Annotated in this window: 12 protein-coding genes; 7 read left to right on the forward strand and 5 right to left on the reverse strand. The window is 73.0% G+C overall.

Annotated elements, in window-relative coordinates:
* Positions 1–120 precede the first annotated feature (120 nt).
* The 3 genes from ACFYO5_RS16635 to ACFYO5_RS16645 form a co-directional block, all read right to left on the reverse strand.
* Complete coding sequence (locus tag ACFYO5_RS16635; RefSeq protein WP_388709298.1) at positions 121–1347, reverse strand: DUF5667 domain-containing protein; 1227 nt, start codon at positions 1345–1347, stop codon at positions 121–123.
* Between the two features lie 256 nt (positions 1348–1603).
* Entirely contained in the window at positions 1604–2437 is an 834-nt protein-coding gene (locus ACFYO5_RS16640; protein ID WP_356570068.1) for an ECF subfamily RNA polymerase sigma factor, BldN family, read from the reverse strand.
* A 385-nt stretch (positions 2438–2822) separates the two neighbouring features.
* Entirely contained in the window at positions 2823–3725 is a 903-nt protein-coding gene (locus tag ACFYO5_RS16645) for an HAD family hydrolase (protein ID WP_388709300.1), read from the reverse strand.
* A 142-nt stretch (positions 3726–3867) separates the two neighbouring features.
* Here ACFYO5_RS16645 and ACFYO5_RS16650 point away from each other — a divergent pair, with 142 nt between their 5' ends.
* The 5 genes from ACFYO5_RS16650 (at position 3868) to ACFYO5_RS16670 (ending at position 9603) form a co-directional block, all read left to right on the forward strand.
* A complete protein-coding gene (locus tag ACFYO5_RS16650) occupies positions 3868–4146 on the forward strand; it encodes a glutaredoxin family protein (protein ID WP_356570070.1) in 279 nt (92 codons plus the stop codon).
* A gap of 288 nt (positions 4147–4434) precedes the next feature.
* Entirely contained in the window at positions 4435–5202 is a 768-nt protein-coding gene (locus ACFYO5_RS16655; RefSeq protein WP_356570071.1) for a redox-sensing transcriptional repressor Rex, read from the forward strand.
* Positions 5199–6899, forward strand: coding sequence for a glutamyl-tRNA reductase (locus ACFYO5_RS16660; protein WP_356570072.1), 1701 nt, complete (start codon positions 5199–5201; stop codon positions 6897–6899). Before ACFYO5_RS16655 ends, ACFYO5_RS16660 begins: the two co-directional genes overlap by 4 nt.
* 5 nt (positions 6900–6904) lie before the next feature.
* Positions 6905–7903: a hydroxymethylbilane synthase gene (gene hemC / locus ACFYO5_RS16665; RefSeq protein WP_356570073.1), complete on the forward strand. Its 999-nt coding sequence runs from the start codon at positions 6905–6907 to the stop codon at positions 7901–7903.
* On the forward strand, positions 7900–9603 hold the full coding sequence (locus tag ACFYO5_RS16670; protein WP_388709304.1) for a uroporphyrinogen-III synthase: 1704 nt from the start codon (positions 7900–7902) through the stop codon (positions 9601–9603). The genes hemC and ACFYO5_RS16670 overlap by 4 nt, the downstream gene beginning before the upstream one ends.
* Before the next feature lie 135 nt (positions 9604–9738).
* Here the strand turns inward: ACFYO5_RS16670 and ACFYO5_RS16675 are convergent, their stop codons facing one another.
* Entirely contained in the window at positions 9739–9945 is a 207-nt protein-coding gene (locus ACFYO5_RS16675) for a hypothetical protein (protein WP_388709306.1), read from the reverse strand.
* Positions 9946–10086: 141 nt separating this feature from the next.
* On the opposite strand from ACFYO5_RS16675, the gene hemB reads away from it, so the two are divergent.
* Positions 10087–11079, forward strand: coding sequence for a porphobilinogen synthase (gene hemB, locus ACFYO5_RS16680; RefSeq protein ID WP_388709308.1), 993 nt, complete (start codon positions 10087–10089; stop codon positions 11077–11079).
* Between the two features lie 9 nt (positions 11080–11088).
* Here hemB and ACFYO5_RS16685 read toward each other — a convergent pair whose 3' ends face one another.
* Positions 11089–11805: a DUF4232 domain-containing protein gene (locus ACFYO5_RS16685; protein WP_388709310.1), complete on the reverse strand. Its 717-nt coding sequence runs from the start codon at positions 11803–11805 to the stop codon at positions 11089–11091.
* Between the two features lie 213 nt (positions 11806–12018).
* Between ACFYO5_RS16685 and ACFYO5_RS16690 the strand changes: the two genes are divergently transcribed.
* Positions 12019–13383 carry a helix-turn-helix domain-containing protein gene (locus ACFYO5_RS16690; protein ID WP_388709312.1) on the forward strand — a complete coding sequence of 455 codons (1365 nt, stop codon included), beginning with the start codon at positions 12019–12021 and terminating at the stop codon, positions 13381–13383.
* Positions 13384–13625 lie beyond the last annotated feature (242 nt).

The raw sequence follows: 13625 nt of genomic DNA on the forward strand, positions 1-13625 counted from the left end.
CGGGTCGCGGGCGTTTGGGCCGGGCCCTCTGCGGGGCCGGCGGGGCACTGCCCGGCCGGGGGGGGGGGGGGCCCCCCCGGGGCGGCCCCCCCCACCGCCGTACGGGTCCGTGCGGGGCCTCTAGTCCGCGTCCTCGCTGTCGATCCCCAGGCCCGGCAGGAGGCCGGGGAGGAGGGGCGGGAGGGTGACGTCCGGCTCGGTCGTCGGCGCGGTGGGCGGGGACGAGGTGCCGGTGTTCTGCGGCGGGTCGAGCAGGCCGCCGGTGTTGCCACCGAGGAGGCCGTCCTCGTCGGTGTCGGCCGACTTGCTGGGGCCGCCGGTGTGGGGGCTGCCGGTGGCCGGGGAGCCGCCGCCCGCGCTGGGCGTGGTCGAGCGGCCGGTGCCCGAGGCGCCGGGGGACGTGGGACCGGAACCCTGTCCGCTGCCCCGACCGCCGCCCTGGGCCGGGGGCTGGGGCAGCAGGGAGCGCAGCGGGGCGACTTCTTCGTCTATGGCGTCGAACACCGACGACACCTGTTGGCTGACGTCCCCGAGCTGTACCGGGAGCCGTTCGCGCAGGGCGCCCCAGACCTCTCGGTGGGAGCGCGAGAAGGCGGACAGGGCCTGCATGGGGCCGAGGGAGTCCGGATCGCGCTCGTACGCCTGGTGGAGCAGGCGGTGACCCTCGGAGGCGTCGTACCGCATGCCGGACAGGACACGGCGGATCTCGCCGACGGACTCGTGGTCGAGATGGACCCCGCCGCGGGCGCGCTCCATGAGCCGGCGCGCTTCGCTGAGCCGGGTGGAGGCCTGGTCGAGGTAGGCCTGGCCGCGCTCGCTGTCGCTCTCGGCGAGGTAGTTCAGCTTGAAATCCTCTATGCCGCGCTTCAGGCCGTAGAGCGAGTCACCGGGGAGGGCGTCGGAACTCGCGGCCGCGACCCCGCCGAAGGCGCCGGCGGCCACTCCGACGCTCAGACCGCCCGCGGTGAGTCCCTTGGCGAGCCGTGTGCGTGGACGGAACTTGCCCAGCGGTGTCGCCCGATGCGCACCCCGCGTCCGCGGAGTGCGCTGCTCGGGCACCGAAGGGTCCGCCGCCTCGCCCATGGCGCCCGCCTGAAGCATGGCCTCCATCGCGGCGACCAACTGCGCCCGCTGGACGACCTTGACCTCGGGGTCGAACTCCGGTTTGGGCAGCTCGGCGAGACTCGTCGCGAGGGCCAGGAGAGGGCCCTGCTCGGTCTTGCCCGCGGCTGCCGGGGCCGGCGGTGATCCTTCGGTCTGCTCGGCCGCCGTGCCCCGGTCGGACTGCTCCTCCAGGGCCTGGGCGAAGGCGTTCGCCCGCCGGTGCGCCGATACGTTCGCGATCACTGGCGGCACCTCCTCTCGTCATGACGGTCGACTCCCCGGGGGTCCTGAGGGTTGCACGTCCTCGATCGCTTCCACGCGAACGAGTGATCGAGGCCGGCCAGGACGTGACCGCAGGGAGCCTGTATCCCGCACAACGACTGGCGCGGCACTTGGGTTACGGACTGCGGATGATCGGATGGGGAAGTCAACGGACTTTCACTGACCGTGAGTTGACGTCGCCGACGGTAGGCGGTGGCGGGGCGGGGTCACGGCGGGGTCAGCGGGCGTCGTCCGGGAGGAGCCGGGCGAGGGTGCGGACGGCCCGGTACTGGAGGGTCTTGATGGCGCCTTCGTTCTTGCCCATGACCCGCGCGGTCTCGGCGACGGAGAGGCCCTGGAGGAAGCGCAGGGTCACGCACTCCTGCTGCTGCGGGTTGAGCCGTCGTACGGCGTCCAGCAGGGCGGCGTTGGAGAGGGACTCCAGGACGGAGTCCTCCGGGGAGCGCGCGACCTCGTTGGCGTCGAGCATCTCGCCGGTGGTGACCTCCAGCCGGAAGCGGCTGGACTTGAAGTGGTCGGCGACGAGGTTGCGGGCGATGGTGACGAGCCAGGCGCCGAAGTCGCGGCCCTGCCAGGTGAAGGTGCCGATCCGCCGCAGGGCTCGCAGAAAGGTCTCGCTGGTCAGGTCCTCGGCGGTCGCCTTGCTGCCCACTCGGTAGTAGATGTACCGATACACCGTGTCGCTGTACTGGTCGTAGAGCCGCCCGAACGCGTCGGCCTCGCCGGCCTGGGCCCGCTCGACGAGGTCCATCATGCGGGCGCTGTCGCTGTCGGCGGCCGGCCGGCGGACGGTGGGCGTGCCGGTCGCACGTCCTCGTCTGCCGACAGCCCGGCCGTCACCCGACCGCCGCCCCTCGACGACGGAGCCGCGTGCCGGCACCTGCTCGAGGCCGTCGGCCAGTGCGTAGCAGGGGCCGACGGGCGCGGCGGTGGCGAAGGCGGGGACGGCGTACGCGGTGGGGACGAAGCCGCGCAACAGGTCCTGGACCGTAGCGACCGTTGCGCGCAGCGTAGCCAGGCCCGAGGTGTCAACCCCGACGTGTGGGTACACGGGACTCCCAGAGGCAGAGCTTCCATCACGTGCAGTGCGGGACCGTTCACCCGTCGTAGCGACGGAAGGGGTACCGGATTGCGTCTGAGGAGAATAACGCTTCGTACAGGCCCTGCTACACCCAGTTGCTCAATTCACCGGTTACGTCGCTTCCGTAGCCTATTGACGCCCAATCAAGTTGCTCAGGGTGATCGCTTGTTGACCGAAAGGGTTCGCATTGCCGGTCGGGTGAGGGCGTGTTGTGGCGGTGCGCAGACAACGGGACTGGCCAGGCGGGTGCGGGGGTGCGGCGCTGGGATTGGCCGCGTTTCGCCGCGGTTGCCCGTCCGGGTGAGCGCGGTGACCGGGGTTGGACGGTCCCGGCGTCGAACGGTGGCGGCGTCCGCTATCGGCGGCGGCGGTGCAGCGCGATGGCCGCCGCGGTGCCGCCCGCCACCGCGCCCACTCCCGCGGCGGCCGGGATGCCGACCTTCGCCGCCTTGCGGCCCGTGCGGTAGTCGCGCAGCCGCCAGTCGAGCCGGCGGGCGTGCTTGCGGAGCTTGGCGTCGGGGTTGATCGCGTAGGGGTGGCCGACGAGGGAGAGCATCGGGATGTCGTTGTGGGAGTCGCTGTAGGCGGCGCAGCGGGAGAGGTCCAGCCCCTCCGCCGCGGCCAGGGCGCGGACCGCCTCCGCCTTCGCGGGGCCGTGCAGGGGCTCGCCGACCAGCTTGCCCGTGTAGATGCCGTCGATCGACTCGGCCACCGTGCCGAGGGCGCCGGTGAGGCCGAGGCGGCGGGCGATCACCTGGGCGATCTCCACGGGTGCCGCGGTGACCAGCCACACCCGCTGGCCCGCGTCGAGGTGGGCCTGGGCGAGGGCGCGGGTGCCGGGCCAGATCCGCTCGGCCATGTACTCGTCGTAGATCTCCTCGCCGATCGACTGCAACTCGGCGACGCGGTGGCCCTTGACGATCGACAGCGCCGAGTCGCGGGCCTCCTGCATGTGCTCCGGGTCCTCGACGCCGGCCAGCCGGAACCACGCCTGCTGCCAGGCGAACCGGGCCAGCTCGCGGGTCTCGAAGAACTTCCGCTTGTACAGGCCCCGGCCGAAGTGGAAGAGGGCGGCGCCCTGCATCACCGTGTTGTCGAGGTCGAAGAACGCGGCGGCCAGGTCGTCCCCGTGCACGGGGAACTGCGGTTCCTGTTCGGAGACGTCCTTGCGGGCGGCCTCCGCCGAGGCCTCGCCTGCCAACACGCTCCGCGCCGTGGCGGAGCGCCTACGGGGGGTGAGCCATCCGAGAGCGGCCATGGCGTGAGCATAGCCAGTCCGTTCCGCGGTTCCCTCCGCCAGGAGGTTCGAAGCGTGTGAACTCTTCGCGGCCGTGTGGTCGAGGAAGAGGGGAGGAGGACGACCGGGAGCATTCGTGCGGGGGCGCGGGAGAATGGCTGACATGAGTCCCCTCTTCCGCCGTAAGGGCCCCGCCCCGCAGGACCGGCTCGTGACGTTGATCGGCAAGCCCGGATGTCATCTGTGCGACGACGCGCAGGAGGTGATCGAGAAGGTGTGCGGTGATCTCGGCGTGCCGTGGGAGAGGCGGGACATCACCGAGGACCCGCGGCTGCACGAGCGGTACTGGGAGCAGATCCCGGTCGTCCTGGTGGACGGGGAGCAGCACACTTTCTGGCGTGTGAACGAGGAACGGCTGCGCGCGGAACTCACAGGCAACTGACCGGGCAGTCCAAGTGTGGCGAAAAGTCGCTTAGGATCGATGGTGACCAGATCTCGGGGGCGGGATTCGTGAGGAGAGTGTGCGGTTTTGCCCCCGACAACCAAGGAACGCGGGCGCGCGTGCGCCGGTTCCCCGCGAACGCGCCGGGGGCGCGTGACCCCGGTCACGTTGGCCGGGCAAATCGGACACCATCTTTGTGCACGCGTTCACAAAGACATAGCCTGCTTTCGACGGGGCGGTCCGGGGACGTGTGACCGCCTACAGCCCCGCTCTACCCGCAGGAGCACCGTGGCAACTGGCCGAACTCACCGACCGGCGACCCGTAGCCGAGGAATTCCCGAGGCCACCGTCGCCCGGCTTCCGCTGTACCTCCGCGCGCTGACCGCACTGTCGGAACGCTCGGTTCCCACGGTCTCCTCCGAGGAACTCGCGGCCGCGGCGGGCGTGAACTCCGCGAAGCTGCGCAAGGACTTCTCTTACCTGGGTTCTTACGGGACCCGGGGTGTCGGCTACGACGTCGAGTATCTCGTCTACCAGATCTCCCGCGAACTGGGCCTGACCCAGGACTGGCCGGTTGTGATCGTCGGTATCGGCAACCTCGGCGCGGCGCTGGCCAACTACGGCGGGTTCGCCTCCCGTGGCTTCCGGGTCGCGGCGCTCATCGACGCCGACCCCGAGATGACCGGCCGCCAGGTCGCCGGGATCCCGGTCCAGCACAGCGACGACCTCGAGAAGATCATCTCCGACAACGGCGTCTCCATCGGGGTCATCACCACCCCGCCGGGCGTCGCCCAGCAGGTCTGCGAGCGCCTCGTCGCCGCCGGAGTCAGCTCCATCCTGAACTTCGCGCCGACCGTGCTGTCCGTGCCGGACGGCGTCGACGTACGCAAGGTCGATCTCTCCATCGAACTGCAGATCCTCGCCTTCCACGAGCAGCGCAAGGCCGGTGAGGAGGCCGCGGCGCGGGACGGCGCGGTCCCCGCTCCCGCCGTACGCCGCGTGGACCCCACCGACCAGGGGCCCGACGGGGACGTCCCCGCCGTGATGCCGGCATGAGTCTCCTCGTCGTCGGGCTGAGCCACCGCAGCGCTCCCGTGAGCGTCCTGGAGCGGGCCTCGCTCTCCGCGGACGCCCAGCTCAAGCTGGTGCAGGACACGGTCGCGGCCGAGCCGGCCACCGAGGCCGGGGTCCTCGCCACCTGCAACCGCATCGAGCTGTACGCCGACGTGGACAAGTTCCACGCCGGTGTCGCCGAGCTGTCCACGCTGCTCGCCCAGCACAGCGGCGTCGGCCTGGAGGAACTCACCCCCTACCTCTACGTGCACTACGAGGACCGCGCCGTCCACCACCTGTTCTCGGTGGCCTGCGGACTGGACTCGATGGTCGTCGGCGAGGGGCAGATCCTCGGCCAGATCAAGGACTCCCTGGCCCGCGCCCAGGAAATGCACACCGCCGGACGGCTGCTGAACGACCTGTTCCAGCAGGCGCTGCGGGTCGGCAAGCGCGCCCACTCCGAGACCGGCATCGACCGCGCCGGACAGTCCCTGGTCACCTTCGGCCTGGAGCAGCTGGCCGCGGGCGGGGACGTCACCGCGTGGGCGCGGGGCAAGCGCGCCCTCGTCATCGGCGCCGGCTCCATGTCGTCCCTGGCCGCGGCCACGCTCGCGCGCGCCGGCGTCGCCGAGATCGTCGTCGCCAACCGCACGTTCGACCGCGCCGAGCGCCTCGCGCAGATCCTCGCCGAGAACGGCGACCCGGACATCGTCTCCCGCGCCGTGCCGATGGAGTCGGTGGCGGCGGAACTGACCCGTACCGACGTCGCCGTCTCCTGTACCGGCGCGACCGGACTCGTCCTCACGGCGGCAGCGGTCGCGGCCGCCGTCGAGGGCCGTACCGGAACACCCGCCGCCCGCACCGAGGACCGGCCGGAACCGGCGGACGTACGACCGCTGCCGCCGACCTCCGTCGGTACCGACGAGGCGTGTCCGCTGGACCTGTCCGCCGTGCGGCCGGGCTTCTCCGTGATGGGGGAGGCCGCCGTGGCCGGCATGGACGCGGCCACGCTCGAGCAGCACGCGGCCTGGGCCGCCGGCCCCACCGCCGACCGCCGGGAGGCCGCGCGCCGCCCCGAGGCCGAAGCCGAGCTGATCACCGCGCTCGCCGCGACCGCCGCCACCGTCGGCCGCATCCCCGAGCGCCGCGTTCCCGAACCCGCCCCCGTGCCCGCACGGCCCGAGCCGGTACTGTTCCTGCTGGACCTGGCGATGCCGCGGGACGTCGACGCGGCCGCGCACCGGCTCGCCGGGGTACGGCTGGTGGACATCGAGTCGCTCGCCGAGGCCTCCGCGGACGCGCCGATGGCCGCCGACGTCGACCAGGTGCGGCGGATCGTCTCCGACGAGGTCGCCGCCTTCGGCGCCGCGCAGCGCGCCGCGCACATCACCCCGACGGTGGTCGCCCTGCGCGCCATGGCCGCCGACGTCGTCGCCGGGGAGATCGCCCGGCTCGACGGCCGGCTGCCCGGCCTGGACGACAAGCACCGCGCGGAGATCACCCAGACCGTGCGGCGCGTCGTCGACAAACTGCTGCACGCGCCGACCGTACGGGTCAAGCAACTCGCCGCCGAGCCCGGCGGCGCCGGATACGCGGACGCGCTGCGGACCCTGTTCGACCTCGACCAGGAGACGGTGGCCTCCGTCTCCCGCGCCGAGGACAGCACCGAGAAGAACGCAGAGAACCGAGGGCCGGCATGAGCGGCATGACTACGAAGGCACTGAGGCTGGGGACCAGGCGCAGCAAGCTCGCCATGGCCCAGTCGAGGCAGGTGGCGGACGCCGTGAGCCAGGTGACCGGGCGGCCCGTCGAACTCGTCGAGATCACCACGTACGGCGACACCTCCCGTGAGCACCTCGCCCAGATCGGCGGCACGGGCGTGTTCGTCACCGCGCTGCGGGACGCGCTGCTGCGGGGGGAGGTCGATTTCGCGGTTCACTCGCTGAAGGACCTCCCGACCGGGCAGCCCGAGGACCTGGTCCTGGCCGCCGTACCGGAACGGGAGGACCCGCGTGACGTCCTCGTCGCCCGGGACGCGCTGAAGTTCGCCGACCTGCCGCGCGGAGCGCGCATCGGCACGGGTTCGCCGCGCCGCACCGCGCAGCTGAACGCGTACGCGCGCGGCCACGGACTGGACATCGAGACCGTGCCGATCCGGGGGAACGTCGACACCCGGATCGGGTACGTGCGCGACGGCGAACTGGACGCGGTCGTCCTGGCCGCGGCCGGACTGAACCGCATGGGCCGCGGCGACGAGGTGACCGACTTCCTGTCGGTCGACACGGTTCTGCCCGCTCCCGGCCAGGGAGCACTGGCGATCGAGTGCGCCGCGTCCGACGCGGACCTGATCGCCGCACTCGGGGAACTCGACGACCCGTTCACCCGGGTCGCCGTGACCGCCGAACGGTCACTGCTCGCCGCCCTGGAGGCCGGATGCAGCGCCCCCGTGGGCGCGCTGGCCGACCTTCCGCCGGTCCTCGGCTTCGCTCGATCCTGGGGCGACCCCCAGGCCGACGGGCAGATTGTCAACGAGATGCGCCTGCGGGGTGTCGTCGGCACGACCGACGGTTCCCACCTGGTGCAGCTGTCCACCACCGGTCCCGTGCCCGAGACGTACGACCGGGCAATGGCGCTCGGCCGCGAACTCGCCGCCGAGATGCTCGCCCAGGGCGCGGCCGGTCTGATGGGGGAGCGAGCACAGTGAGCCCCACCACTCTTCCCGCCGGTCCGGAACAAGGGCACGTCACCTTCCTGGGTGCCGGACCCGGGGATCCGGGACTGCTGACTCTGCGCGCCGTGGAGGCGCTGGGACACGCGGACGTCCTCGTCGCCGAGCAGGATGTGCTCGACGTCGTCCGGACGCACGCCAGGCCCGGTGTCCACGTCGTGCACACGGAAGCCGGTCCGTTCTCGGACCCTCTTCCGGGCACGGGCGCACCGCGCCCGGCGACCGTTGACGGCACGTCAACAACCGCTCAGAGCCCCGCTGTGCGGGATGCCGCACATCTTGTCATGGAGGCCGCGCGGGGCGGCAGGCGGGTCGTGCGTGCGGTGTCCGGGGACCCGGGACTCGATACGTACGCGGCCGAGGAAATGCTCGCCTGCGCGGCGGCCGGTGTTCCCTTCGAGGTCGTCCCCGGTATCGCGGCCGCCGTCGGCGTGCCCGCGTACGCCGGTGTGCCGCTGCGCGACGCGCAGGGCGCGGACGTCCGCTTCGTCGACGCACGGACGGCCTCCGACCGGTGCTGGACCGAGGTCGGCGTGTCCGACGGGACCGTCGTCGTGTCGACGACGCTGGACTCCGTGGCCGCGGCCGCCGGAGAACTCGTCGCGGCCGGGCGCAAGCCCGACACCCCGATGACCGTCACCGTCGCCGGTACGACGACCCGGCAGCGGACCTGGAGCGCCACGCTCGGCACCATCGCGCAGACGTTGAAGCAGGCCAAGGTGCTGCCCTCGCCCGAGGGCGGCCGGCCGGTCATAGCCGTGGTCGGTGAGCGTTCCGCCCCCGCCCAGCGCGACCAGCTCGCCTGGTTCGAGTCCAAGCCGCTGTTCGGCTGGAAGGTGCTCGTACCGCGCACCAAGGAGCAGGCGGCCTCGCTCTCCGACCAGCTGCGGTCCTACGGCGCCGTGCCGCACGAGGTGCCGACCATCGCGGTCGAGCCGCCGCGGACGCCCCAGCAGATGGAGCGGGCCGTCAAGGGGCTGGTGACCGGGCGGTACGAGTGGATCGCCTTCACCTCGGTGAACGCGGTCAAGGCCGTGCGGGAGAAGTTCGAGGAGTACGGGCTCGACGCCCGCGCCTTCGCCGGGATCAAGGTGGCCGCGGTCGGGGAGCAGACCGCCAAGGCGCTGATCGCCTTCGGCGTGAAGCCCGACCTGGTGCCGAGCGGGGAGCAGTCCGCCGCCGGGCTGCTGGAGGACTGGCCTCCCTACGACCCCGTCTTCGACCCGATCGACCGCATCTTCCTGCCGCGGGCCGACATCGCCACCGAGACGCTCGTCGCCGGGCTCATCGAGCTGGGCTGGGAGGTCGACGACGTCACCGCCTACCGGACCGTGCGGGCCTCGCCGCCGCCGGCCGAGACGCGGGAGGCGATCAAGGGCGGCGGGTTCGACGCCGTGCTGTTCACGTCGTCGTCCACGGTGCGCAACCTCGTGGGGATCGCCGGGAAGCCGCACAACGTCACGGTCATCGCCTGCATCGGGCCCGCCACGGCCAAGACGGCCGAGGAGCACGGGCTCCGGGTGGACGTGATGGCTCCGGAGCCTTCCGTGCACAAGCTGGCGGAGGCGCTGGCGGAGTTCGGGCTGCGGCGGCGCGGCGCGGCGGCGGAGGCCGGGAGTCCGGTCACCCGGCCCAGCGAGCGGCGGCCGGGGGCGCGGCGGCGTCGGGCCACCTGAGGTGGTCCCGGACTGACCGCGGACATGGTCGTGACCGGTGGCCCCGGACCCGTCGAGCGGGTCCGGGGCCACCGCGGTTCGCCGTACTCCCGAGCGGTATCCGCGGCTCCGCAGCGGCCGCGCCGGTGCGGCCCCCTATCCCAGGGGCACCGTGTGGCCGTGGCGGAGCAGGTTCACGACGTCGGCGGTGCCGGTGGCGCCCACGACGACGTCCGGGGCGTGCCGGGCGGCCAGGTTGAAGGCGGCGACCTCGGCGTCGTAGCCGTCGTCGCCGGGGCGCAGCACCGGGCCGCGCACGTCGGAGAGGGCGAAGAGATCGGGAGGGTGGTGGGTGGCGGGCATCGCGGCCTCCTCGCGCGCAGGAGCGGCCGTCGCGGTCCTCCTTCCAGGATGCGCGCCGGGCGTCCGCGGCGCACACGGGGCGGGCGCGCGGCCGACGGGGCGTCGGCAAAGGGGTGGGTCCGGCGGGCGTAGCGTGGACGCATGACGACGTACGGATCCTTTCCCGGTTCGCGTCCGCGGCGGCTGCGGACCACCCCCGTCATGCGGCGGATGGTCGCCGAGACCCGGCTGCATCCGGCCGACTTCATCCTCCCCGCGTTCGTGCGGGAGGGCGTGAGCGAGCCGGTGCCGGTCCGGGCGATGCCCGGGGTCGTGCAGCACACGCGGGACAGTCTGAAGAAGGCCGCCGTGGAGGCCGTGGAGGCCGGGGTCTCCGGGATCATGCTCTTCGGCGTGCCGGAGGAGGCGAAGAAGGACGGCCTCGGGACCGTGGGAACCGACCCGGACGGCATTCTCCAGGTCGCGCTGCGGGACGTACGGGCCGAGGTCGGCGACGAGTTGATCGTGATGTCCGACCTCTGCCTCGACGAGTTCACCGATCACGGACACTGCGGGGTGCTCGACGCGCAGGGGCGCGTCGACAACGACGCCACCCTCGAGCGGTACGCCGAGATGGCCCAGGCGCAGGCCGACGCGGGCGCCCATGTGGTCGGGCCCAGCGGGATGATGGACGGGCAGATCGGCGTCGTCCGCGACGCGCTCGACCAGATCGGGCGGGAGGACGTCTCGATCCTCGCCTACACCGCGAAGTACTCCTCCGCCTTCTACGGGCCCTTCCGGGAGGCCGTCGGGTCGTCGTTGCAGGGGGACCGGAAGACGTACCAGCAGGACCCGGCCAACGCCCGTGAGTCGCTGCGCGAGCTGGCCCTCGACCTGGAGGAGGGCGCCGACATGGTGATGGTCAAGCCGGCCGGGCCCTACCTCGACATCCTCGCGCGGGTCGCCGACGCGGTGGACGTGCCCGTCGCCGCCTACCAGATCTCCGGCGAGTACTCGATGATCGAGGCCGCCGCCGAGAAGGGCTGGATCGACCGCGACCGGGCGATCCTGGAGGCGCTCACCGGCATCAAGCGCGCCGGGGCGCGGAACATCCTCACCTACTGGGCCACCGAGGTGGCCCGGACTCTGCGGTGAACCGGTGACCTACCAGGAGAGCGCGTCGTCCATGCTCTGCTGCCAGTACGTCACCGTCAGCGAGCTGTCGTAGTAGACGCCCGCGGCCGGGAGCGGCGGCGTCGCGGAGGCGCCGCCGTCGCTGTCCGGGGTGCGGCCCTGGAAGGCGACCGTCAGCTTCTCGGCGGTCGTGCCGCCGTCGCCGCTGCCGTCGGCCGCCGACAGCAGGACGCCCGCGTATCCGGACTCGCCGGGCGCGAGTGTGGTCACCGCCTGCGGCCGGGTCTCCTTCGCCGCCGTCGGCGCCCACTGCATCTCGTCGAAGCGGAGCACCGGGTGGTAGGTCAGGTCGCACGTCTTGCTGCCGGTGTTCGTGACCGTGAGCAGCATGTGGTTGAGCGGGCGGGGGACCGGCTGGGCGGTGACCTTCGTGTTCGAGCCGTTGCAGAGGACGCGGTTCTCGGGGGCGGTGGCGTCGTCGCCCTTGCCGCCTCCGTCACTAGTCCGGGGGGCGGAGGGGGTGGACGGGCTGGACGCGCCGGTTCCGCCGGCCGGCTTCGTGGGCGAGCCCGGCGCCGGGGTCCCGGTCCGCTGCGGCTGAGCGGTGACCGACGACGACGCGGGGGCCGACGCGCCCTCGTCGTGGGTGCCCGTTCCGTCCTCGCAGGCGGTCAGCGAGAGGGCGGCCAGTGCGGCGATCGCCGGGGCGAACAGGTGGGCGGTGCGGCGGGTGCGGCGGATGCGCATGGTGAAGTCCTCTTTCGGGACGGCCGGTTGGCGTACGCCGCTCGACCGGGGGCCGGGAGCGGCGTGCTTGGATGGCCACAGCTTGTGGGGGGATTCGTCCCGGCTGCCACGACCTGTGGACGATCCGGGACGCTGGAACGCCCGCACCGCGTTGAGCTGGGCAAACACGCCATCCCTGGAATGCCGGGATGGGACACGAGGGGTGGACGAACGGTGGCTGCGGCCGAGTTCGCGGAACTGCTGCGAGAACTGAAGGACCGGTCCGGGCTGAGCTACGGCACGCTCGCGAAACGGCTCCACATGAGTACGTCGACGCTGCACCGCTACTGCAACGGGGACGCCGTCCCCACGGACTACGCGCCCGTGGAACGGCTCGCCCGGCTGTGCAGGGCCTCGCCGGCGGAGCTGGTCGAACTGCACCGGCGCTGGATCCTGGCGGACGCGGCGCGGGGGAAGAAGGAGAGCGGGCCGGCGGTCGAGCCGGACGCGGCGCGGGGGAAGAAGGAGAGCGGGCCGGCGGTCGAGCCGGACGCGGTTCCGGCGGCGGGCGGGCGGGAGGAACCCGGTCCGGCGCCGGTGGAGGGTGGGACGGGCGACCACGGGCCGGGGCCGGCTGCCGGCGTCACCGACCTCGTGCGGGACGGCGCACCGCGGCCGTCGGCCGGCCGGCGTCGGCGGGCCGTGTCGGCCGGGGTCGCCGTCGCCGCCGTGGTCGGGGCCGCCGTTCTCGGGGTGCGGCTGTCCGGCGATGGCTCCGAGGACGCCGGGGGCGCGCGAAGGGCCGGGGCCGTCTCGTCCGTGCAGGGGAAGGGGGCGGTGAGCGCGTCGCCGTCAGGGACCGGGTCCCCCTCCGCCCCGCCGTCCGCGTCCGCGTCCGCTTCTTCTTCTCCTTCGGGTACGCCGTCCCCCTCGGCCTCCGGCGACGGGCGGCCCGGCGCGGCCGTCGAGGACAGCGGCGGGGCTCCTCCGCTCACGGTGGAGGTCCGCCCGAACGCCTGGCTGGACCCCTGCGGCCAGCACTACCTGATCGACCGTGAGCCGGGACGGGTCGCGCCGCCGCCTGTCGAGCAGGACGCGCCCGCGTGGGTGGCCGCGCACGGGGCCGTGTCCTCGGGGAACGAGTTCCTCCAGGTGACCGTGCAGGGGACCGGCGAGGAGACGGTGGTCCTCGACGGGCTGAAGGTCCGCACGGTCCGCAAGCGGACCCCGCCCGCCTGGAACGACTACGCCATGGGCTATCCGGGCGTCGGCTGCGGGGGCGGCGTGCCGACCCACTACTTCACCGTCGCCCTCGACGCCGCGCGGCCGGCGGTCGTGCCGGAGGCCGGACATGACGACTTCCCCTTCAAGGTCAGCGAGTCCGACCCCGAGATCTACTACATCGATGCCGACGCCTCCGCGTACGACGTGAGCTGGACGCTGGAGCTGTCCTGGTCCAGCGGCTCCCGGCACGGCACGCTGATCGTCGACGACGGGGGCAGGCCCTTCCGCACGAGCGGCAACAACGGACGCCCCGCGTACGAGTTCCCGCTCGGCGGATCGGCCTGGCAACGGGCGGGGTCCTCGCCCACGCCGTAGGCGACGCCCGAAGACGGCGGCCGGAACCCCGCGACCCCGCGTCCGCGACCCCGGCCCGCGACCCCGCGTCCGGGCCCCCGGCCCGCGCCCCCGGCCCGCGCCCCCGGCCCGCGACCCCGCGTCCGGGCCCCCGCGTCCGCATCCTGGAAAACCGTGTGTAGACAGCAGCTGTCTCTCTAGGCTGCGGGTGCGTGAGGACGAGGGCGTGGGGGATTGCCGTGCCCGTGGTTGAAGGAGCCGTT

Origin of the sequence: Streptomyces sp. NPDC006259 (genome assembly GCF_042870975.1) — a bacterium.
Lineage (GTDB): Bacteria > Actinomycetota > Actinomycetes > Streptomycetales > Streptomycetaceae > Streptomyces.

Excerpts from the sequence above, each read along its gene's own strand:
- ACFYO5_RS16675 (WP_388709306.1), bottom strand. The coding sequence starts at position 9,945 with ATGCCCGCCACCCACCACCCTCCCGATCTCTTCGCCCTCTCCGACGTG.
- ACFYO5_RS16685 (WP_388709310.1), bottom strand. The coding sequence starts at position 11,805 with ATGCGCATCCGCCGCACCCGCCGCACCGCCCACCTGTTCGCCCCGGCG.
- hemB (WP_388709308.1), top strand. The coding sequence starts at position 10,087 with ATGACGACGTACGGATCCTTTCCCGGTTCGCGTCCGCGGCGGCTGCGG.
- ACFYO5_RS16650 (WP_356570070.1), top strand. The coding sequence starts at position 3,868 with ATGAGTCCCCTCTTCCGCCGTAAGGGCCCCGCCCCGCAGGACCGGCTC.
- ACFYO5_RS16645 (WP_388709300.1), bottom strand. The coding sequence starts at position 3,725 with ATGGCCGCTCTCGGATGGCTCACCCCCCGTAGGCGCTCCGCCACGGCG.
- ACFYO5_RS16660 (WP_356570072.1), top strand. The coding sequence starts at position 5,199 with ATGAGTCTCCTCGTCGTCGGGCTGAGCCACCGCAGCGCTCCCGTGAGC.
- hemC (WP_356570073.1), top strand. The coding sequence starts at position 6,905 with ATGACTACGAAGGCACTGAGGCTGGGGACCAGGCGCAGCAAGCTCGCC.